The 20,345-nt window shown below is 70.5% G+C and carries 22 protein-coding genes; 14 read left to right on the top strand and 8 right to left on the bottom strand.

All coding sequences use genetic code 11. The features are described from left to right. Positions 1–217: 217 nt before the first annotated feature. Genes GEV26_RS17440 through GEV26_RS17425 form a run of 4 tightly spaced genes read left to right on the top strand, consistent with a single transcriptional unit; the run spans position 218 to position 3,741 of the window. Positions 218–1,264: a FecCD family ABC transporter permease gene (locus GEV26_RS17440; RefSeq protein ID WP_208430991.1), complete on the top strand. Its 1,047-nt coding sequence runs from the start codon at positions 218–220 to the stop codon at positions 1,262–1,264. Continuing rightward, positions 1,264–2,304 carry a FecCD family ABC transporter permease gene (locus GEV26_RS17435; protein ID WP_153654821.1) on the top strand — a complete coding sequence of 347 codons (1,041 nt, stop codon included), beginning with the start codon at positions 1,264–1,266 and terminating at the stop codon, positions 2,302–2,304. The genes GEV26_RS17440 and GEV26_RS17435 overlap by 1 nt, the downstream gene beginning before the upstream one ends. Next, positions 2,301–3,122, top strand: a complete 822-nt coding sequence (locus tag GEV26_RS17430) for an ABC transporter ATP-binding protein (protein ID WP_153654820.1) — start codon at positions 2,301–2,303, stop codon at positions 3,120–3,122. Before GEV26_RS17435 ends, GEV26_RS17430 begins: the two co-directional genes overlap by 4 nt. 4 nt (positions 3,123–3,126) lie before the next feature. After that, positions 3,127–3,741 (top strand): LON peptidase substrate-binding domain-containing protein, encoded by a 615-nt coding sequence (locus tag GEV26_RS17425; RefSeq protein WP_153654819.1) that lies wholly within the window; start codon positions 3,127–3,129, stop codon positions 3,739–3,741. Here GEV26_RS17425 and GEV26_RS17420 read toward each other — a convergent pair. Beyond that, positions 3,738–4,562 (bottom strand): SDR family oxidoreductase, encoded by an 825-nt coding sequence (locus GEV26_RS17420; RefSeq protein WP_153654818.1) that lies wholly within the window; start codon positions 4,560–4,562, stop codon positions 3,738–3,740. The genes GEV26_RS17425 and GEV26_RS17420 overlap by 4 nt on opposite strands. Next, positions 4,559–5,911, bottom strand: coding sequence for a cytochrome P450 (locus GEV26_RS17415; RefSeq protein ID WP_153654817.1), 1,353 nt, complete (start codon positions 5,909–5,911; stop codon positions 4,559–4,561). The genes GEV26_RS17420 and GEV26_RS17415 overlap by 4 nt, the downstream gene beginning before the upstream one ends. Positions 5,912–5,948: 37 nt before the next feature. On the opposite strand from GEV26_RS17415, the gene GEV26_RS17410 reads away from it, so the two are divergent. Next, on the top strand, positions 5,949–6,566 hold the full coding sequence (locus GEV26_RS17410) for a TetR/AcrR family transcriptional regulator (RefSeq protein WP_153654816.1): 618 nt from the start codon (positions 5,949–5,951) through the stop codon (positions 6,564–6,566). An 18-nt stretch (positions 6,567–6,584) separates the two neighbouring features. Continuing rightward, the gene (locus GEV26_RS17405; protein WP_153654815.1) at positions 6,585–7,142 is read left to right on the top strand and encodes a GNAT family N-acetyltransferase; all 558 of its coding nucleotides are present in this window, start codon (positions 6,585–6,587) and stop codon (positions 7,140–7,142) included. 9 nt (positions 7,143–7,151) lie between these two features. Here GEV26_RS17405 and GEV26_RS17400 read toward each other — a convergent pair whose 3' ends face one another. The 3 genes from GEV26_RS17400 to GEV26_RS17390 all read right to left on the bottom strand — a co-directional run bounded on the left by GEV26_RS17400 (position 7,152) and on the right by GEV26_RS17390 (position 11,011). Further along, positions 7,152–8,639, bottom strand: coding sequence for an amino acid permease (locus tag GEV26_RS17400; RefSeq protein WP_153654814.1), 1,488 nt, complete (start codon positions 8,637–8,639; stop codon positions 7,152–7,154). Positions 8,640–8,708: 69 nt separating this feature from the next. Further along, positions 8,709–9,530 (bottom strand): DUF1206 domain-containing protein, encoded by an 822-nt coding sequence (locus GEV26_RS17395; RefSeq protein WP_153654813.1) that lies wholly within the window; start codon positions 9,528–9,530, stop codon positions 8,709–8,711. 8 nt (positions 9,531–9,538) lie between these two features. Further along, positions 9,539–11,011, bottom strand: a complete 1,473-nt coding sequence (locus GEV26_RS17390) for an SDR family oxidoreductase (protein WP_153654812.1) — start codon at positions 11,009–11,011, stop codon at positions 9,539–9,541. A 63-nt stretch (positions 11,012–11,074) separates the two neighbouring features. Here GEV26_RS17390 and GEV26_RS17385 point away from each other — a divergent pair, with 63 nt between their 5' ends. Beyond that, entirely contained in the window at positions 11,075–11,377 is a 303-nt protein-coding gene (locus GEV26_RS17385) for a DUF2470 domain-containing protein (RefSeq protein ID WP_153654811.1), read from the top strand. Next, positions 11,374–11,802: an OsmC family protein gene (locus tag GEV26_RS17380; RefSeq protein WP_153654810.1), complete on the top strand. Its 429-nt coding sequence runs from the start codon at positions 11,374–11,376 to the stop codon at positions 11,800–11,802. Before GEV26_RS17385 ends, GEV26_RS17380 begins: the two co-directional genes overlap by 4 nt. On the opposite strand, the gene GEV26_RS17375 is transcribed toward GEV26_RS17380, so the two are convergent. Together GEV26_RS17375 and GEV26_RS17370 are read right to left on the bottom strand one after the other, a co-directional pair. Then, positions 11,803–12,123, bottom strand: coding sequence for a hypothetical protein (locus GEV26_RS17375; RefSeq protein ID WP_153654809.1), 321 nt, complete (start codon positions 12,121–12,123; stop codon positions 11,803–11,805). 114 nt (positions 12,124–12,237) lie between these two features. Beyond that, positions 12,238–13,095, bottom strand: a complete 858-nt coding sequence (locus GEV26_RS17370) for an SDR family oxidoreductase (RefSeq protein WP_153654808.1) — start codon at positions 13,093–13,095, stop codon at positions 12,238–12,240. Positions 13,096–13,173: 78 nt separating this feature from the next. On the opposite strand from GEV26_RS17370, the gene GEV26_RS17365 reads away from it, so the two are divergent. Both GEV26_RS17365 and GEV26_RS17360 read left to right on the top strand, forming a co-directional pair. Continuing rightward, positions 13,174–13,929: an enoyl-CoA hydratase gene (locus GEV26_RS17365; RefSeq protein WP_153654807.1), complete on the top strand. Its 756-nt coding sequence runs from the start codon at positions 13,174–13,176 to the stop codon at positions 13,927–13,929. Next, entirely contained in the window at positions 13,926–14,618 is a 693-nt protein-coding gene (locus GEV26_RS17360; RefSeq protein WP_153654806.1) for a nitroreductase, read from the top strand. The genes GEV26_RS17365 and GEV26_RS17360 overlap by 4 nt, the downstream gene beginning before the upstream one ends. 6 nt (positions 14,619–14,624) lie before the next feature. Here GEV26_RS17360 and GEV26_RS17355 read toward each other — a convergent pair whose 3' ends face one another. Beyond that, on the bottom strand, positions 14,625–16,052 hold the full coding sequence (locus GEV26_RS17355) for a hypothetical protein (RefSeq protein ID WP_153654805.1): 1,428 nt from the start codon (positions 16,050–16,052) through the stop codon (positions 14,625–14,627). A gap of 100 nt (positions 16,053–16,152) precedes the next feature. Between GEV26_RS17355 and GEV26_RS17350 the strand changes: the two genes are divergently transcribed. The 4 genes from GEV26_RS17350 to GEV26_RS17335 all read left to right on the top strand — a co-directional run bounded on the left by GEV26_RS17350 (position 16,153) and on the right by GEV26_RS17335 (position 20,330). Further along, on the top strand, positions 16,153–17,712 hold the full coding sequence (locus GEV26_RS17350) for a molybdopterin-dependent oxidoreductase (protein ID WP_153654804.1): 1,560 nt from the start codon (positions 16,153–16,155) through the stop codon (positions 17,710–17,712). Between the two features lie 36 nt (positions 17,713–17,748). After that, a complete protein-coding gene (locus GEV26_RS17345) occupies positions 17,749–18,423 on the top strand; it encodes a fasciclin domain-containing protein (protein WP_153654803.1) in 675 nt (224 codons plus the stop codon). Positions 18,424–18,543: 120 nt separating this feature from the next. After that, positions 18,544–19,506 (top strand): ATP-binding cassette domain-containing protein, encoded by a 963-nt coding sequence (locus GEV26_RS17340; RefSeq protein WP_153654802.1) that lies wholly within the window; start codon positions 18,544–18,546, stop codon positions 19,504–19,506. Continuing rightward, the gene (locus tag GEV26_RS17335; RefSeq protein WP_153654801.1) at positions 19,503–20,330 is read left to right on the top strand and encodes an ABC transporter permease; all 828 of its coding nucleotides are present in this window, start codon (positions 19,503–19,505) and stop codon (positions 20,328–20,330) included. The genes GEV26_RS17340 and GEV26_RS17335 overlap by 4 nt, the downstream gene beginning before the upstream one ends. Positions 20,331–20,345 lie beyond the last annotated feature (15 nt).

Below are 20,345 nucleotides of genomic sequence, written 5' to 3'. Positions count from 1 at the left end.
AACCACACGGTTCCGGGGGCGCGGTGCTTCTGCCACCGTTTCCGCAGGGCGCGGTGCCTGCTCCACCGAATGCGGGCGAATTCGGCTGCGAACGGTGGCACACGCACCGCGCCACCGGATGACGTGGAGCGCGTCACTCCTGTGGTCTGGGTAGGCATACCTAAGTTACGCTGGAGAGGTTGACTCCTCGAAAGGCCGACCTCCACCGCCCATGACCATGACCCAGACGTCGGCCGCTGCCGTCGAAGCCGCTCCCCGGCATCGTTCGCGGGCTGCTCTGGCGAGCGGGCTGGTGCTGCTGGCGGTCGTGCTGGCGGTCGTGTGCTTCTTCAGCATCACCCTGGGCTCGCGCGGAGTCGGCATCCCGACGATCTGGAAGGCATTCACCGACTACGACCCGTCGGCGGCGTCGCAGACCGTCATCCGCGAGATGCGGGTGCCGCGCACCCTGATCGGCCTGTTCGCGGGGGCGGCGCTCGGGCTGAGCGGCGTGATCCTCCAGGGCGTGACCCGCAACCCGCTCGCCGACCCCGGGATCATGGGCATCAACGCAGGCGCCGCGGCCTTCATCGTCTTCGGGATCATGGTCCTCGGTGCGCAGGACGTGAGCACGTACGTGTGGTTCGCGTTCGCCGGCGCCGGGGTCGCCACCGTCACGGTGTACGCGATCGCGTCGCTCGGTCGCGAAGGGGCGACCCCGGTCAAGCTCGCGCTGGCGGGGGCGGCCGTGACCGCGATCCTCTCGTCGGTCACGTCCGCGATCGTGATGACCAACGTCGAGGCCCTCAACGAGCTGCGCTTCTGGCAGGTGGGCTCGCTCGCGGGCCGCTACTTCCCGGTGTTCTGGCAGACCGTCCCGTTCCTGGTGGTCGGGCTGATCGTGGCGCTCGGCACCGGTCGTGCGCTCAACGGCCTCGCCCTCGGTGAGGACCTTGCGGTGGCGCTCGGCCAGCGGGTCAAGCTGACCCGGGTCGTGATGTTCGTGACCGTCGCGGTGCTGTGCGGAGCGGCGACCGCCGCGTGCGGGCCGATCGTGTTCATCGGATTGATCGTGCCGCACGCCGCGCGCCTTCTCTGCGGGCCCGACTACCGCTGGATGCTGGCCTACACGCTGCTCCTGACCCCGACCGTCCTGCTGCTCGCGGACATCCTCGGCCGGGTCGCGGTCGCCCCCGGCGAGCTGCAGGTCGGTGTGGTCCTCGGCGTTCTCGGCGCGCCCGCGTTCATCCTGCTCGTCCGCTACCGCAACCTCGCGGAGCTGTGATGACCGCCCTTCTCGAGCCCCGCACGACTGTGCGCTCCGGCCGCCGAGCCCGCCGTCGCCGTTCCGTCGTGGTCACGGCCGTGCTCGCGGTCATCGCGTTCGCGCTGTTCGTGCTGACGATGATGGTCGGCAGCTACGTCGTGTCGCCCGTCGACGTCATCGCCTCGGCGTTCATGCTCAAGGACGATCCCGCGGTCGACTTCGTGGTGCGGGACCTGCGGCTGCCGACCGCGTCCGCGGCCCTCGCGGTCGGACTCGCTCTGGGCGTGTCGGGGTACGTGTTCCAAAAGCTCCTGGGCAATCCGCTGGCCTCGCCGGACTTCGTGGGCGTCTCGTCCGGCGCGAGCCTGTTCGCCGTCTCCTCGATCGTGCTGTTCAACGCCAGCAGCCTGGTCGTCTCCGGCTCCGCGCTCGCCGGGGCACTGCTGGCCTCGCTCGTGATCTACCTGCTCGCGTGGCGCGACGGCATCTCGGGCTACCGCTTCATCCTCATCGGGATCGGCGTCTCCCAGCTCCTGCTCTCGCTGGTCGGCTACATCATCACCCGTGCCGATCTCTACGAGGCGCGCGAGGCGATGACCTGGCTCGTCGGCACGATCGGGCAGGCCGGCGCCGGCGAGCTGCGTACGCTCCTGGTCGCGCTCGCGATCCTCGTCCCGGTCGCCCTGGTCCTGGAGCGGCCGCTGCGCGCGCTCGAGCTCGGCGACGACACGGCCAGGGGCCTCGGCTCGCGGGTCGAGATCAACCGGCTGGTGCTGCTCGCGCTGTCGATCGTGCTCATCGGTTTCTCGACTGCCGTCGCAGGGCCGATCATGTTCGTCGCGCTCATCGCGGCGCCGATCGCCCAGCGCCTGACCGGGCCCGCGGGCGGCGTGCTGGCCGCGGGACTCGTCGGGGCGGTGATCGTCCTCGCCGCCGACCTGGTGTCCGAGCAGGTCCTGCCGACCGCCCTGCCGACCGGCGTCGTCACCGGACTGGTCGGCGCCCCCTATCTCATCTGGCTCCTCGCCACCGTCAATCGGGAAGGACGCGGCGGATGACCTCTCATGACCTGCGTGCCCAGCACCTCACGCTCGGCTACGCCGAGACCGACATCGTCTCGGATCTCGACGTCCAGATCCCGGACGGCCAGATCACCGTGATCGTCGGTGCCAACGCGTGCGGCAAGTCGACGCTGCTGCGTGGCCTCGCCCGTCTGCTGCGTCCCCGCTCCGGATCGGTGGTCCTGGACGGCAAGGACCTGCACGACATGAAGAGCGCGGACGTCGCCCGCGTGCTCGGGCTGCTGCCGCAGTCCCCGGTGGCCCCGGACGGCATCACGGTCGGCGATCTCGTGGGCCGTGGCCGCTATCCGCACCAGGGCTGGTTCCGGCGCTGGAGCGACGAGGACGACCGGGCGGTCGCGGCAGCGCTGGAGGCGACGGGCACGACCGACCTGGAGGACCGGCCCCTCTCCGCGCTGTCCGGAGGGCAGCGCCAGAGGGTGTGGATCGCGATGGCGCTCGCGCAGGACACTGACCTGCTGCTGCTGGACGAGCCGACGACGTTCCTGGACATCAACCACCAGGTCGAGCTGCTCGATCTGCTGACCGACCTCAACCGGGAGTCCGGCAAGACGATCGTGCTGGTCCTGCACGACCTCAACCTGGCGTGCCGCTACGCCGATCACATCATCGCGATGAAGGACGGGTCGATCCTGGCCGAGGGGCCCCCGCGCGACGTCATCGACGCGGACGTCGTGACCGAGGTCTTCGGCCTCGCGTGCGACGTGGTCCCCGATCCGGTCAGCGGCACCCCGATGATCGTGCCGCGTGGCCGCCACCACGCGGCCCGGCCGGTCATCCAGGCACTGGCCTGATCCGATGGAGGATCTCGTCGAGCTGCCCATGTTCCCGCTGGGGTCCGTCCTGTTCCCGGCGATGCCGCTTCCGCTGCGCATCTTCGAGGACCGCTACCTGCAGATGCTGCAGGACGTCCTGGTGCGGGAGCCGGCGGAGTTCGGCGTCGTGCTGATCGAGCGCGGGCACGAGGTCGGCGGCGGCGAGCACCGGTTCGCCACGGGCACGGTCGCGCAGGTCGTGGAGGTCGGCGAGGGCGACGGCTTCATCTCCCTCCTGGCGCAGGGCGGTCGACGCTTCGAGGTGGTCGAGTGGCTGCCGGAGGCTCCATATCCCCGCGCCACCGTGCGCCTGCGTCCGGCCCTGGAATGGGACGAGCGGTGGCGCGATCGCTTCGACGAGGTCGAGGAGCTCGTCCGGGTGACGATGGCGCGCATCAGCGAGTTCGAGGAGCAGCGCTGGCCGTCCACGATCGGCCTGGCCGACGAGCCGCTCGCGGCGCTGTGGCAGCTCGCCGCGATCGCGCCCATCGGGGCGTACGACCAGTTGTCGCTGCTGGCGGCGACGAGCGTCGAGGGGCTCCTGGACGCGGTCGCGACCGCGACGGTGGAGGCGGCCGAGCTCCGGCTGCCCGACTAGGGGCGAGCCGCGCGGCGCTCGTACTCGGCCCGGGCCTCGGCGTCCACGTCGCTGAGCGCCCGGTCGGCGCCGATCGCGTGACCGAGGGTGTCCTTGAGCCGGCGAGGCAGGGCGTTGCTGGAGTAGAAGATGCCCTTGCTGTGCCGGGGGACCCAGGTCTCGAACTGGGGCCGGTGCGCGACGCCGACCACGGCCTTCGCGACGTCGTCGGGCTGCGCCGCGCGCATGCCCTTGGTCGCGGATACGCCCGCGGCCAGCTCGGTCGCGACCACGGTGGGCAGGATGCACGAGACGTCGACCCCGTGCGGCTTGAGCTCGGAGCGCATCGCCTCGGAGAAGCCGACCACGGCGAACTTGCTCGCGCTGTACGTCGCGCCGTTGGCCACCGCGATGCGGCCCACCGCGGACGCGATGTTGATGACGTGGCCGTGGCCGCGCTCGATCATCTGCGGGATCACGAGCTTGGTGCCGGTGATGACGCCCCGCAGGTTGACGTCGAGGATGCGGTCGGTGGCCTCGTCGGACTCCTCGGTCAGGGGCGACAACGGCATGATGCCGGCGTTGTTCACCAGGACGTCGACCGGGCCGAGCGTCTGCGCCTGCTCGATGAACGCGGCGTACGAGGCACGGTCCGAGACGTCGACGGTCAGGCCGACCGCCCCGCGGCCGATCTGCTGCGCGGCCTTGGCCGCCACGTCGTCGTCGAGGTCGCCGATCACCACCCGGGCGCCCTCGGCGGCGAAACGGGTCGCGGTCGCGCGCCCGATGCCACGACCGGCTCCGGTGATGACGACGAGCTGGTGGCGAAGGGATCGGTTCATGACGGCTCCTGGGGGGTCGGGCGACGGGTGAGGTGGACGGGCTGGCCGTCCTTGGGGAACGGCAACGAGGTGTAGCTCATGGGGGCGCGATAGCTCGGCTCGACGGTCCAGGTGAACTGCCGCAGCAGGTGCACGAGGATCGTCTTGACCTCGGCGCCGGCGAAGAACATGCCGATGCACTTGTGCACCCCGCCGCCGAACGGCTCCCACGCGTAGCGGTGCACCTTGTCCTCGCGCCGGTCGTCGGAGAACCGCTCGGGGTCGAATCGCTCGGGCTCGTCCCACAGCTCTGCCATGTGGTGGGACAGGTGCACCATCACCGCGACGAGGCGACCGGCGGGGATGCTGTGCCCCAGGACCTCGGTCTCCTTGACGGTCCGTCGTGCGAGCACCGGCACGGGTGGCACGAGACGCAGGCTCTCCTTCATGACCTGGTCGATCGCGACCAGGCCGTCGAGCTCGGCGAGCGTGGGGTGCTCGGAGAGGGCGAGCGCCTCGGCGCGGCAACGCTCCTGCCACTCCGGATGCTGACCCAGCTGCTGCATGACGGTCGACACCGTGATCGTCGAGGTGTCGTGGGCTGCCATGAGCAGGAAGATCATGTGGTTGACGACGTCCTCGTCGCTGAACCGCTCGCCGTCCTCGGTCTCGAGATGGCACAGCACCGAGAAGAGGTCGTCGCCCGGTGCGGCCCGCTTGGTCGCGAGATGGCGACCGAAGAACTCCTCGAGCAGCCGCCGGCCCCGGATCGCGCGGCCCCAGCGGGTGCCGGGGACGTTCGCCCGCACCATCGCGGTGGCCGACTGCACGCAGTCGATGAAGGCCTGGTTGACCCGGTCGAGCTCGTCGGGCGTCGCGAGGTCGGCACCGCCCATGAACACCTCGGTGGCCAGGTCGAGCGTGAGCTCCTTGAGTGCGGGGTAGGCGAGGAACGACGCCCCGGGCTGCCACGCCGCGACGCCTGCCGCGACGGCCGGCTGCAGCGCGGCGGTATAGCCCTCGATGCGGTCGCGGGTGAAGGCGGACTGCATGATGCGGCGGTGGCGGTGGTGCTCCTCGAAGTCCAGGAGCATCAGCCCGCGATCGAAGAACGGGCCGACGAGGTAGCCCCAGCCGTCACCGCTGGCGAACGCCTTGTCGGCGTTGCGCAGGGCGACCTCGCACGCATCGGGTCCGAGCAGCACGGTCCAGCGCTTGCCGACGAAGTCGATGTCGGAGACCGGCCCCCAGCCGTCGTACTGGGATCGCATCATCTGCAGGGGGTCGCGGACGTACGACAGCGTGCGGCCCACGTAGGGCAGCCCGCGGCGGCGGGGAGGGGCAAGGGTGGTCTGGCTCACAACAGGCATCTTGATTCAGACAGAGCGTTCTGTCAATATGTTCTGCATGGCAGTCAAGGCAGGTCAGTACCGCGGGATGACCGCCGAGCAACGTCATGCGGACCGACGGGCGCGGCTGCTCGAGGCGACCCTTCAGGTGTGGGGGCGAGACGGCGGACCCACGGTCACGATGACCCGCATCTGTGCCGAGGCCGGGCTGACCGAGCGCTACTTCTACCAGTGCTTCAGCGGTCTCGACGACGCGCTGAAGGCCGTGATGGACGACATCGCGGCGCAGATCGCCGAGCGGGCGGTCGCCGCCGTCGAGCAGACCGCAGGCGGACCGACCGAGCGCGTGCGTGCCGGCATCGGCGCCTTCGTCGAGATCCTCACCGACGACCCCCGCAAGGGACGGGTCGCGATCGTGGAGTCGATGTCGCTCGACGCGCTCCGTCCGCACCGGGCCCGTCTCCTGCGCCAGTTCGCCGAGCTCGCGCAGCACGAGGCGCGCGAGCTGTACGGCCCGCAGGCCTGGAGCCAGGAGGAGGGACGCCTGGCGGCCACGATGTTCATCGGTGGCGTGGCCGAGCTGGTGACCGCGTGGATCGAGGGCACGCTCGAGACCTCGCCCGGCGACATCGTCGAGGCGGCGACCCACCACTTCACCGTGACCGCGCACCGCTGAGCATGTCACGATGACCGCGTGACCTCAGTCCTCGACCTCGCTTCCTGGCCCGCCGTCACCCAGCGGCTGGTGCTGCGGAGATTCGCTCCCGACGACGTGCCGGAGATCTTCGCGTACCGATCCCGTCCTGACGTCGCGGAGTGGATCACGAGCACCTCCGTCGACGTCGAGTCGCTTGCGGATCGCTTCGGGGACGGCGGCACCGCCGTGATCGTGGAGCGTGACGGTCAGGTGATCGGTGACCTCCTGGTCACGATCAAGGACGCGTACGGGCAGCGCGAGGTGGCGACCTCCGCCGCCGCGACCGAGGCCGAGCTCGGCTGGACGTTCGACCCGGCGCAGCACGGGCAGGGCCTGGCGACCGAGGCGGTGCGTGAGCTGATCCGGATCTGTTTCGACGAGCTGGGCGTGCGGCGCGTGCTGGCCGCGTGCTTCACCGCCAACGAGCCCTCGTGGCGCCTGATGGAACGCCTCGGCATGCGGCGCGAGGCCCACCACGTGAGTGACTCGCTCCACCGCGACCGCGGCTGGCAGGACGAGTACGTCTATGCGCTCCTGGCCGACGAGTGGCGCTGAGACCACCGCTCACTCCGGCGGGGCAGCCCCTTCGTCGGCACCCGCCTGGCGCAGACCACGACCGAGTCGCGAGCGCCGGTAGCCGTACGTGAAGTAGACGACGAAGCCGATCAGCAACCAGATCAGGAACCGGATCCAGGTCTCGACCGACAGGTTGACCATGAGCCACAGGCACGCCGCGACGGACAGTGCCGGGATGAGCGGCACCCCCGGGACGCGGAACGGACGGTGCAGGTCCGCGCGGGTGCGGCGCAGGATGATGACGCCGACCGACACCAGGACGAAGGCGAACAGGGTGCCGATGCTCACGAGCTTGGACAGCTCCGAGAGCGGCACGAAGCCTGCGAGCGCTGCCACGAACAGGCCCGTGACGATCGTGATGCGGTACGGAGTGCCGAAGCGCGGGTGCACCCGCGCGAGACCGACGGGCAGGAGACCGTCGCGGGACATCGCGAAGAGCACGCGCGCCTGGCCCAGCATGAGGACCAGCACGACGGTCGTGAGGCCGGCGACCGCGCCGACCGAGATGATCTTGCTCGCCCAGCCGAGATCGTTGGCCCGGAACGCCTCGGCGAGGGGGGCGGCGGTGTTCATCCGCTCGTCGCTGTACTTTAGCATGCCGGTGACCACGAAGGCGACCGCGGCGTAGAGCACCGTGACGATCGCGAGCGAGCCGAGGATGCCGCGCGGGACGTCCCGCTGCGGGTTCTTGGTCTCCTCCGCGGAGGTCGCGACGATGTCGAAGCCGATGTAGGCGAAGAACACGACGGACGCCGCGGCGATGATGCCGTAGACGCCGAAGACCGTCGGGTCGACGCCGAACACCGTCTGCAGCAGCGTCGAGTCCAGCCCCGACGCCTCGGGCGCGGGCTTGGAGTCGGGGATGAACGGCTTGTAGTTGGAGGCCTTGATGAAGAACAGCCCGGCCACGATCACGAAGGTCACGACCGCGACCTTCACGACGACCAGGATCGAGGTGATGCGCCCGGACAGCTTGGTGCCGAGAACGCCGACCGCCGTCAGCGCCAGGACGATCGCGATCGCCCCGAAGTCGGGTATCGCCTCGTCGCCCGCCAGCCAGGTGGGCAGGTCGAACAGCGACTGCAGGTACGCCGACCAGCCGCGCGCGACGACCGCCGCGCCCAGGGCCAGCTCCAGCACGAGGTCCCAGCCGATGATCCAGGCCACCAGCTCGCCCAGCGTCGCGTAGGAGAACGTGTAGGCGCTGCCGGCCACCGGCACCGTCGAGGCGAACTCGGCATAGCACAGGGCCGCCAACCCGCAGGTGATGCCGGCGAGGATGAAGGAGATGACGATCGCCGGGCCGGCGTTGACGTACGCCTGCTCGCCGGTCAGCACGAAGATTCCCGTGCCGACCATGACGCCCACACCGAAGACCGTGAGGTCCCAGGCGGAGAGCTCCTTCTTGAGCCGGTGCTCCGGCTCGTCGGTCTCGGCGATCGAGCGTTCGACCGACTTCATCCGGAACAGGTGCATGCGCTCATCCTGTGACTGGCGCCTCGATGGCGCAACCGCGAGAGCCGGGTGAGCGGCGCGGCCCGGTGGTCAGCGGGTCTTGGCGTGCTTCGCCCACGCGAAGCAGAACAGGCCGAACGCCGCGAGGCCGACGGCGACGGCCGAGAGCAGGTAGGGGCCGAACGGCTGGTCGCGCACCGTCTTCAGCGCATCGTCCAGCCCGCCGGCCTTGTCGGGGTCGTACGACAGCGCCGCCCAGCCGAACAGCAGACCGACGATGCCGAGCGAGATGCCCTTCGCGACGTAGCCGACCTTGCCGAGCACCATGACCATGCGGCCGGAGTCACCGCTCGTCGCCGCGGGCTCGAGGTCGTGCGTGAACTTCTCCGCGAGACCCCGGCGCACCTGGCTCGCGGCCACGGCCAGGATCGCGAGACAGACCGCCGCGACCAGCACACGTCCGGCAGGCGCGGAGAGCAGCTGGGCGGTGACGTCCTCCTGCTTGGAGTCATTGCCGGACGAGCCGCCGGAGCCGACGGCGATCTTGCCCGCGGAGAAGGCGACCGCGCCGTAGACGACTGCACGACCGCCGGCGACCCCGCGCTTCCACAGCCGCTTGGGGTCGTCCTCGGTCTGGAAGCCCCAGATGGCGGTGGCGATCTGCCACACGGCCAGGGCGACGAGACCGAGGGCGAGGACCCACAAGATCGTGCGGCCGAGCGGCTGGTCGGCCAGGGTCTTGAGCGCTCCGCCGCTGCTGGCGTTGCCGCCTCCCGACCACGCGACCTGCAGCGCGATCCAGGCGATGAGCAGGTGCACGACGCCGAAGGCGACCAGTCCCACCCGGGCCCCCCGCTTGAGCCAGGTGCTGTGCTGCGCCTGGCTGCCGGCCCGTCCGGGGCTCATCGTCATGTCGGTCCTCACTGCTCGAGCGCTTCTGCGGCCTCCGCGATATTACGCTGCATCGAGCCGAAGACTATTCCGTGGAACGGCCAGACCGACCACCAGTAGAGATGTCCGAGCAGTCCCTTGGGATGGAACAGGGCGCGGTGGTGGAAGGTCGTGGTCCCGCCCTCGGTCGAGCCGACCTGCATCTCCAGCCAGGCCAGGCCCGGCAGCCGCATCTCGGCGCGCAGCCGCAGGAACGAGTGGCCGTCGGTCTCCTCGACCCGCCAGAAGTCGACCGCGTCGCCGACAGCGAGGTGGCGCGGGTTGCGCCGGCCGCGACGCAGGCCCGGACCGCCGACCATCCGGTCCAGCACCCCGCGCACCCACCACGCGAGGCGCCACGAGTACCAGCCGTTGCGGCCCCCGATGCCCTCCACGACCTGCCACAGGCTCTCGGGTAACGCGTGGACCTCGCGGGTCCGCTCGTCCTTGTAGAGCGAGCCGCCGGCCCAGTCGGGATCGGTCGGCAGGCCCTCGGCCGGTGCGCCCGCGGTGGCGGCGGACGACCAGCTTGTCGGCACGTCCAGGTCCTGGACCTTGGTGAGGGCCAGCTCGACCGAGCGGTCGAAGGCGATCAGGCCCTCGGGCGGGTCCGGGACGTACGTCTTGATGTCGGTCTCGCCCGCGACGACCGTGTTGCGCAAGGACTCGACCAGCGGTCGCGCGAGGCTCGCGGGGACGGGGGTGATCAGGCCGATCCAGTGGCTCGACAGGCCCGGCGAGAGCACCGGCACCTTGAGGACGCGCCGACGCGGGAGCCCGGAGATCGCCGCGAACCGCTGCATCAGGTCGAGGTACGTCAGCACCTCCGGGCCGCCGATGTCGAAGCGCCGGCTGACGTCGGACGGCATGTCTGCCGCGCCGACGAGATAGCGCAGGACGTCGCGCACCGCGATCGGCTGGATGCGCGTGCTGACCCACGTCGGGGTGACCATCACGGGCAGCCGCTCGGTCAGGTAGCGGAGCATCTCGAACGACGCCGAGCCCGATCCGATGACGACACCGGCCTGGAGAACGGTCGTGGGGACACCCGAGGCGAGCAGCACGTCGCCGACCTCCCCGCGTGAGTTCAGGTGCTCCGACAGCTCCTCGCCCTCGGGGATCATCCCGCCGAGGTAGACGATGCGGCTCACCCCGGCGCGCTCGGCCTCCGCGGCGAAGCGCTGCGCCATGTCCTTCTCGGTCGCACCGAAGTCGCCACCGGTGCCGATCGAGTGGAGCAGGTAGTACAGGACGTCGACGTCCTGCATCGCCGCCCGGACGTCCTCGTCCTTCGTCGCGTCGCCGACCGCGATCTCGACGTCGTCGGACCACGCGTGCGACCGGGCCTTGCGCTCGTCGCGGACCAGCACCCGGACCGTGTGGTCGGCGTCGAGCAGCTGGGGGACCAGTCGGCCCCCGACGTAGCCGGTGGCGCCGGTGACGAGGCTTCGGGTGGGGGGCATGCCCCCAGTGTTCGGGACACGGACCCCTGCCGCACCCCCAGTTCCACGGGCTACCGTCGAGGCATGACGACATTTCCCGCCGAGGTGGTCCGGGCCGTGCTCCGGCACATGAACGAGGACCACACAGAGGACAGCCTCACGATCGTCCGGGCGTACGCCGAGCCCGAGGCGAGCGCCGCCACCATGACCGGGCTCGACGGTGCCGGGGGCACGTGGGACGCGCAGGTCCGCGGCCGCACCGTGTCCGTCACTGTGCCGTGGACGGAGCCTGCGGTCGAGCGCGCCGATCTGCGACGTGAGGTCGTACGCCTGCACGAGCGGGCCCTCGAGCGTCTCGGCCAGACACCCACGGAGGTCCACCCATGAGCGACGACACCGAACGCAGCGTCGAGCTGGCCCGCACCGGGCCGTCCCGTTATCGAGCGACCAACGTGCGCGGCACGACCCTGGAGATCGGGGACGGGTCGACGGCCGACTTCACCCCGGTCGAGCTGCTGCTCGTGGCGCTGGCCGGGTGCACAGCGATCACGGTCGACCCCCTGGTGTCGCGGCGGGCGGAGGCGACGACGTTCGAGGTGCACACCCGCGCGGACAAGGTGCGCGACGAGCAGGGCAGCCACCTGGTCGACATCCGGATGACGTTCGACGTGGCGTTCCCCGAGGGGGAGGGCGGCGAGGCGGCACGTGCGCTGCTGCCCGATGCGATCCGCAAGGCCGAGGAGCGTCTGTGCACCGTCAGCCGCACGCTCGCGCTCGGCGCGACCGCGGAGACGCAGATCAACGACGTCTGATCAGGCGTGGTGCCGGACGCGGATGTCCTGGTAGGCGAAGCAGTTGTGGAAGTGGTGCGGCTCGGGCGGGCGGCCGGTGCGCTCGCCGCGTCCGGGATCGGCTGCCGTGCCCGTGCAGGGCCGCTGATACCAGTCGTTGCGGCGCACGAGCCGGTCGTCGACGACCGTGCCGAGGTAGTGCCCGTCGATGTCGACCGCGTCGTTGTCGTCCCACGGGAACCAGCCGATCCAGTGCCCGTCGAGGTCGAACACGAACGGATCGGTCCAGGTGCGCCGAAAGGCGATCGGCTGACCGCCCATGTCGAACAGGTACACGCTCATCGACTGCTTCCTTCCCTCCCCGACGACGTTACGAGGCGGACAGGACATTCGCGTGCATTTGGTGACGGACAGGCCAAGATCATCCGAATGGACTAGCCCGTACGGGTGGGCGGCTCAGTGCAGGGACAGCTCCGGGTTGTGCGGGCCCTTGCCCTCGACCCAGAAGTCCAGCGCCAGGTCGGACTCGTCGCCGCCGTTGAGATAGACCGAGAAGTCGGTGACGCCGGCCTCCTCCAGGACGTCGTCGTCGATCACGAACTGGCCGGTGAAGTCACGGCTCGGCCGGTTGAGGATCTCGTACGCGGCATCGGCCATGATCGTGGGCTTGCGGGAGTGCGACACGAGCCCGGGACCGACGACGTTGCGCACCGCGGCGGTGTCGATCGCGGTACGCGGCCACAGGGAGTTGGCCGCGATGCCGTACGACCTCAGCTCCTCGCTGAGCCCGAGCGTCACCAGGCTCATGCCGAACTTCGCGATCGTGTACGCCGTGGCCGTGCTGAACCACTTCGGGTCCAGCGTGATCGGGGGCGACAGGGTCAGGATGTGCGGGTTGTCGGCGGCCTTGAGGTGCTCGATGCACGACTTGGCGAGCAGGAACGAGCCGCGCGAGTTGATGTCGTTCATCAGGTCGTACTTCTTCATCGAGATGTCCTCGGTGCTCGACAGGTCGATCGCCGAGGCGTTGTTGACCACGATGTCGATCCCGCCGAACGCCTCGGCGGTCCGGGCCACCGCGTCGAGGACGAAGGCGTCGTCCCGGATGTCGCCGACCAGGGGCAGGGCGTGCCCGCCCGCCTCCTCGATCGCGGCAGCGGCGGTGTGGATCGTGCCGGGGAGCGCCGGGTGCGGCTCGGTGGTCTTGGCCAGCAGTGCGACGTTGGCGCCGTCGCGGGCCGCCCGCACCGCGATGGCCTCGCCGATTCCACGACTGCCGCCGGACATGATGATCGTCTTGCCTGCAAGGGACATGGCCCGATAGTGCCACCACCACTGTCACGATGGCCAGGGGTCCCCTAGCCTGTGGTGACCGAGTGGGAAGAGGAACACATGTCTGAACCCGTGCTGGTCCACAGCGCCGAGGGCGTCCTGAGGATCACCTGGAACGATCCCGACCGCCTCAACGGCCTGACCGGCGAGATGCTCGACACCGTCTCTGCCGCGCTGGAAGCGCTCGACGACACGATCCGTGTGGTCGTCATGACCGGGGCCGGCCGGGCGTTCTCGACCGGCGCCCGTCTCGACGGCACGCTCAGCGGCACCGAGCCGATGGACGTCGCGAACCGGTTGGTCCGCGCCGTCACGGCGTGCCCGGTGCCGGTCGTGGCTGCGGTGAACGGGCCCGCGGCCGGCTTCGGCTGCTCGATCTCGCTCGCCGCCGACATCACGGTGGCCGCGCAGTCGGCGTACTTCCTGCTGCCCTTCACCAACATCGGCCTGATGCCCGACGGCGGCTCGACCGCGATCGTCGCAGCGTCGATCGGCCGGGCGCGGGCCACCGCGATGGCGCTGCTGGGTGAGCGGCTGCCCGCGACGGACGCTGCGGCGGCCGGGCTGATCCACGCCTGCGTCCCGGACGACGACCTCGAGACCGAGGTCGAAGCGATCGTGCATCGGCTCGCGAACGGCGCCGGCGTGGCGTTCCGGGCGACCAAGGAGGCGATCACGGCCGCGACCCTCGGTGACCTCGACGCCGTCCTGGACCGGGAGCGCGATCTGCAGGTGCAGCTGTTCGGCACCGAGGACTTCGCCGAGGGCGCGACCGCGTTCATGACCAAGCGCGCACCGAAGTTCGTGGGCCGATGAGCGCCGCAGCGGACGACTTCGCGGTCGTCGACCGTCTGCTGACCGCTCGGCGCAGCTGCCGGGGCTACCTCCCCGAGCCGGTGCCCCGCGAGACGATCGAGAGCGTCCTGACCACCGCCCAGCACACCGCGTCGTGGTGCAACACGCAGCCGTGGGGCGTGCACATCGTCTCGGGCGAGGCCCGCGAGGCACTGTCGAAGGCCGCGGTCGAGAACGTCATGGCGACCTTCGGCCAGCCCGCACCCTCGGACTTCCCGTTCCCGGACTCCTACACGGGCGTCTACAACGAGCGGCGCAAGGAGGTCGGCTGGCAGCTGTACGAGGCCGTCGGCGTCGAGCGGGGCGACCGCGAGGGCTCCGCGATGCAGATGCTGCGCAACTTCGAGTTCTTCGGCGCCCCCCACGTCGCGATCATCACGACGGACGCCGATCTCGGGGTCTACGGCGCGATCGACTGCGGGCTCTACGTGAACTCGTTCATGCTCGCGGCCGAGGCGCTGGGGCTCGGGACGTGTGCGCAGGCCGCGATCGCTCAGGTCGCGCCCGCGGTGCGGGAGGTCCTCGACCTGCCCGACGACCGACGGGTCGTGTGCGGCATCTCCTTCGGGCGACCCGATCCCGACCACCCCACCGCCCGGTTCACGTCACGCCGGGCACCGATCGAGGACGCGGTCCGCTTCGTCGACTGAGCTGCCCTACCCGCGCAGCGCGCCGATGCCGAGGACCGCGGCCAGGCCGAGGGCGCTGCGCGGGTCGTACGCCGCGGTCCACAGTCCCCCGTGGGCCGCGTTGACGGCCTCGTCCTGCCACGGCTCCCGCTGGGGGGCCGCACCTGAGCGCAGGTCGTACGCCAGGAGGGCCGCCATCAGGACGTTGCTCGTCGCGGGGTCGAAGATCTCGACCCCGAAGCGGTGGGCGCCCGCGTACGCCGCGGCGAGCGCCTTGTTCTTGACCACCGAGCGGGTGCGGGTGGCCGGTGCGACGTTGAGCGACACGGTCGTGCCGGCCTGGCGCGCGGTGGTGGCCCGCCAGCGCTGCAGCCGCTTCGCGAGCGCGTAGTTGGGGCCCTGCTGCGGGACGATCGCGTCGCACAGCCCCGGATCGGCCCCCGGCGCGTAGTTGCGCTGGAGGAGCCGGCCGCCGCTGACCGCGCGCAGCGGGGTCCGGATCAGCCGGGTGGCGCCGCGTCGCGCGTACGCCGCATTGGACCGCTCGACGTCCTCGGCCGGCACCGCGAACGTGTCGGTCGGCGTCGCGAGGAAGGCCAGGGCGGTGTCGGGCCGCTCGCGCGTCAGGTGCTCCGCGAGGGCGTCGGCGGCCATGGACACGCGGACGTGGGTCGCGCCGTCGGCGTAGCAGTAGTTGCCGAGCACGAGCCGGCCCTGGATCCCGTCGAGCCAGTGCGCGACGGCGGGCAGCTCGGTCAGGAGGTCGGCGCCGGAGTCGTCGTCGCCGTTGGTGACGATGCGGGCCGGGACGTGGGCGGTGCCTGCGGAGTCCTGGGCCAGGTCGCGGATGCGTGCCTGGACGTCGGAGCGGGGCAGGTCGACCGCGACCACCTCGGCGCCCCAGCGCAGGAGCGCCCGGTAGGGACCCATCTCGGCGCCCGCGCCCAGCACGACCACGGTGTCGCCCTCGAGGCGCAGCCAGTCGGGATTGTCCTGGACGGTCTTCACGGCCGTCGCGCACGAGGGCGTGATGACGCCGTCCGCGACCCAGGTGTCGAGCTGGTCGTGCAGGGCCCGGCCCGTGAGCCGCTCGCCGCGGTAGGGGATCGACAGCTCGGTCTCGGGCTCCGCGCTCCCGCGGATCGTGCGGGTGTGGAAGGCCTGGGTGAGCGCGGTGCCGCCGATGGCCTCGTCGAGCGCGACGTCGCCGAAGCGCATCAGGTCGTGCGCGCTGCGCAGCCCCTCCGCGGCGATCGAGTGCGCCGCCGGGGGCTCGCCGATCCCGGCCTCGACCGCCCGCCGGAAGTGCGAGAGATAGTTGCGGCGCCAGCTGGTCTCACCCTCGACCGCCCGCGCCCCGACTGGGTCGGCCTTGCGGAGGGCGTCGGACAGCACGGTGCGCGCCGCGGACGACGAGCTCTCTGAGGGGAAGGACACTCCGGTCTGCGCGGTCATCGCCTCACCTTAGAAGCGGATCGTGGTTACTCACGAGTTGGACACCGAGCTTTTTCGGCCGCCCACCCATCCCTGTCGCCGGGGGTGTCGAACACGGGGTGTGAGCACAACGACAGCGTCCCGCGCAGCAGCGCCCTGGTGGGCCGGAGCCCTTGCCGGCTTCCTGGCCGCCGCCTCGGGTGTCGCCGTCGGCACGGCTGTCGCGGCCCTGCTGCAGGGAGTGCCCTCGCCGATCGAGTCGGTGGGCAACCGCGCGATCGACTACGCGCCGCCGTTCCTCAAGGAGTTCGCGGTCCGGCAGTTCGGCACCGCTGACAAGCCCGTGCTGATCGGTGGCGTCGTGGCGACGCTCGCCCTCCTCGCGGTCGTCGCGGGGATCGTCGGCCGCCGTCGCCCCACCGTCGCTGTCGTCCTCGTCGCGCTGATCGGGGCCGTCGCCGTGGTGTGCGCCGCGATCGACCGGACCACGACCGCGAGCCGCGCCCTGACCCTCGTGCCCTCGGTCCTGACCGCCGTCGTCAGCCTCGGCGCCCTGGTCCTGCTGCTCGGCAACCTGCGCGAGCGGGAGCGGGCCGCCGATGCGCACCCTCTGGGACTCGGCCGCCGCGGATTCCTCAAGGCCTCGCTGGGCATCACCGCGCTGGCGCTCGCCGGCGGTGTCGTCGGCCGGCTGTTCGGTGACGCCGCCGCGGCCGCGTCACGGGCCGGGATCCGGCTGCCGGGTGCGACGAAGGCCGCGACTCCGGTGCCGTCCGGTGTCGAGGTCGGGGTGAGTGGCGTGAGCGACTACCTCACCCCGAACCGTGACTTCTACCGGGTCGACACCGCGCTGCGGATCCCCGACGTACCGGCCGAGGGCTGGAACCTGCGCATCCACGGCATGGTCGACCGCGAGCTGAACCTGTCCTACCGCGACCTCATGGGCATGGCGCTCGAGGAGCACCGGGTCACCCTCACGTGCGTCTCCAACGAGGTCGGCGGACCGTACGTCGGCAACGCCCTCTGGCTCGGCGTGCGCACCGCGACCCTGCTGAGCATGGCCGGCGTGCAGGACGGGGCGGACGCCATCAAGTCCACGAGCGCGGACCGGTGGACGGCCGGCAGCCCCCTCGAGACCGTCACCGACGACCGCAACGCGATGGTCGCGATCGGGATGAACGGTGAACCGTTGCCGCTGGCGCACGGCTTTCCCGCTCGCCTCGTGATCCCCGGTCTGTACGGCTTCGTGTCGGCGACCAAGTGGCTCACCGACATCGAGGTCACCCGGTTCGCGGACTTCAAGGGCTACTGGACGACGCGCGACTACACCGCGCTCGCGCCCATCAAGTTCTCCTCGCGCATCGACGTGCCGCGCTCGTTCCAGGCCTTCCCCCAGGACAAGGCCCGCTTCGGCGGCGTCGCGTGGGCGCAGACCGTCGGCATCGAGAAGGTCGAGGTGAGCATCGACGAGGGCGACTGGGTCGAGGCGACGCTCGGCGCCGAGGACAACGCCGAGACCTGGCGGCAGTGGAGCTACCAGTGGGACGACGCCACCCCCGGCAACCACCAGCTCACGATCCGCGCCACCACCAAGGACGGCGACACACAGACTTCCGACCGGGCACCCATCCGCCCGAACGGGACGACCGGCTGGCACAGCGTCCAGTTCCGCGTCGAGTAGGACTGCACGATTCCCAACCCCACAAGGAGAACCGAAATGCGTACTTCCACCAAGAGCTTCGCCGTCGCGGCGGTCGCCTCCCTGTCCCTCTTCACGGCCGCGTGCGGCTCGAGCGACAGCGAGGGCGACTCGGCCTCGTCTGACGAGTCCACGTCCGCCGCTCCCGAGGAGTCGACCGCGGCCGCCGATCCGGCCGCCGACCTGGTCGGTGCCGGCTGCGCCGACTACGCCAAGACCGTGCCGGACGGCGCGGGCTCGGTCAGCGGCATGTCGCAGGACCCGGTCGCCACGGCCGCCAGCAACAACCCGCTCCTCAAGACCCTCACCCAGGCCGTCTCGGGCCAGATCAACCCCGACGTCGACCTGGTCGACACCCTCAACGGTGACGAGTTCACGGTCTTCGCACCGGTCGACACCGCGTTCGACGCGCTGTTCAAGCAGCTCGGCGACGAGGGCGTCAAGACGGTCTCGGAGGAGAAGGGCGGCGCCACGCTGTCCGGCATCCTGACGTACCACGTGATCCCCGGCCAGATCGCTCCTGCCGACATCGACGGCACCTTCAAGACCGTCAACGGCGCCGACCTGACCGTCAAGGGCTCGGGCGACGAGATCACGGTCGGCGAGGGCAACGCCAAGGTCATCTGCGGTGGCGTCAAGACCGCCAACGCGACGGTCTACCTGATCGACAGCGTCCTCATGCCCCCCGCGTGATCCTCGCTCGCTGAGCAGCTCACAGGAGACCCGGCCACCACGGTGGCCGGGTCTTCTTTCGTCCAACCCCTTCTTCCTAATAGGAATAGATGCGATGATGGCGGGATCGAGAGGAGTGCGATGACCAGCTATGCGATCGAGACCAGCGCACTGGCCCGGACGTTCGGGGACACGCACGCGGTCGACGGGGTCGACCTGCGTGTGCCGAGTGGAGGCGTCTACGGGGTGCTCGGACCCAACGGCGCCGGCAAGACGACGACGATCCGGATGCTCGCGACATTGCTGAGACCGACCGGCGGATCGGCGGTCGTGCTGGGCCACGACATCGTCGCCGAGGCGGCCACCGTCCGGGCGAAGGTCGCCATGACCGGACAGTTCGCGTCGCTCGACGAGGACCTCACCGGGACAGAGAATCTCGTGATGCTCGGCCGGCTCTACGGCTTCGGCTGGGCGCAGGCGCGCGAGCGAGCGGCGGACCTGCTGGACGCTTTCGATCTGACCGAGGCCGCGGGCCGCCAGGTCAAGAAGTACTCCGGCGGCATGCGGCGACGCATCGACATCGCGGGGAGCATCGTGGTCCGACCCGAGCTCATGTTCCTCGACGAGCCCACCACGGGCCTGGACCCCCGCAGCCGCAACCAGGTCTGGGACATCGTGCGGGCGCTCGTCTCGGCGGGCACGACGATCCTGCTGACGACGCAGTACCTCGACGAGGCCGATCAGCTCGCCGACCGCATCGCGGTGATCGATCGCGGCAGGGTCATCGCCGAGGGCACCACCGGTGAGCTCAAGGCCTCGGTCGGCAGCGGCGCGCTGCACGTACGCGTCGCGGACCCAGCGCTGCGGGACGAAGCGCTGCGGCTGCTCGAGACGACGCTGGGTGGGGAGGCGGACCGCGGCAGGGACCCGGCCGCGATATCGATGCGGGTGTCGGATCCCGCAGGCGTACCCGCGGTCCTCGCGCGGCTGCGCGACCACGGCATCGCGACCACGGAGTTCTCACTCGGCCAGCCGAGCCTCGACGAGGTGTTCCTGGCGCTCACCGGCGAGCACGTGCGCGACGACGACAAGGTGACGGCATGACGACGGGGACGGCAGGCCTGGACGCCAAGGTCGTCGCCGCGCTCGGCGAGGGTCCCCGGCCGGAGCCGGCGTCCGCGCTCTCCTCGTCCCTGACGTTCGGGTGGCGGGCGCTGCTCAAGATCAAGCACGTCCCAGAGCAGCTGTTCGACGTCACGATGTTCCCGATCATGTTCACGCTGATGTTCACGTTCATCTTCGGCGGTGCGATCGCGGGCTCGCCGCAGGACTACCTGCCGTACCTCGCGCCGGGCATCCTCGTGCAGACCGTCGTGATGATCACGATGTACACCGCGATGACGATCAACAACGACATCGAGAAGGGGGTCTTCGACCGGATACGTTCGTTGCCGGTGTGGCGGCCATCCCTGCTGGTGGGGTCGCTGCTGGGTGACACCCTGCGCTACACGATGGCGTCCTCGATCATCATCGCCGTGACCCTGCTCCTCGGCTACCGGCCGGACGGCGGTGTGGTCGGTGTCGTGGCCGCGATCGCCCTGCTGCTGGTGTTCTGCTTCAGCCTCAGCTGGATCTGGATCCTGCTCGGGTTCAAGCTGCGGACGCCCAACGCGGTCATGGGGGTCAGCATGATGGTGCTGTTCCCGCTCACGTTCCTCAGCAACGTCTTCGTCTCCCCGTCGACCATGCCGGACGTGCTCGAGAGCGTCGTGAAGGTCAACCCCGTCACGGTGCTCGTCGACGCGGCCCGCAGCCTGATGGATGGCGATCCGGACGGCGGTGCGATCGTCGCGGTGCTGGTCATGTCGGCGGCGCTAGTCGCGGTCTTCGGCCCGCTGACGATGAGGGTGTTCGCCAACAGGACCTGATCTCGGCCCCGATAG

The sequence above is a fragment of the Aeromicrobium yanjiei genome, assembly GCF_009649075.1.
Classification (GTDB): domain Bacteria; phylum Actinomycetota; class Actinomycetes; order Propionibacteriales; family Nocardioidaceae; genus Aeromicrobium; species Aeromicrobium yanjiei.
This window is presented reverse-complemented; position numbering and strand designations above follow the sequence as displayed.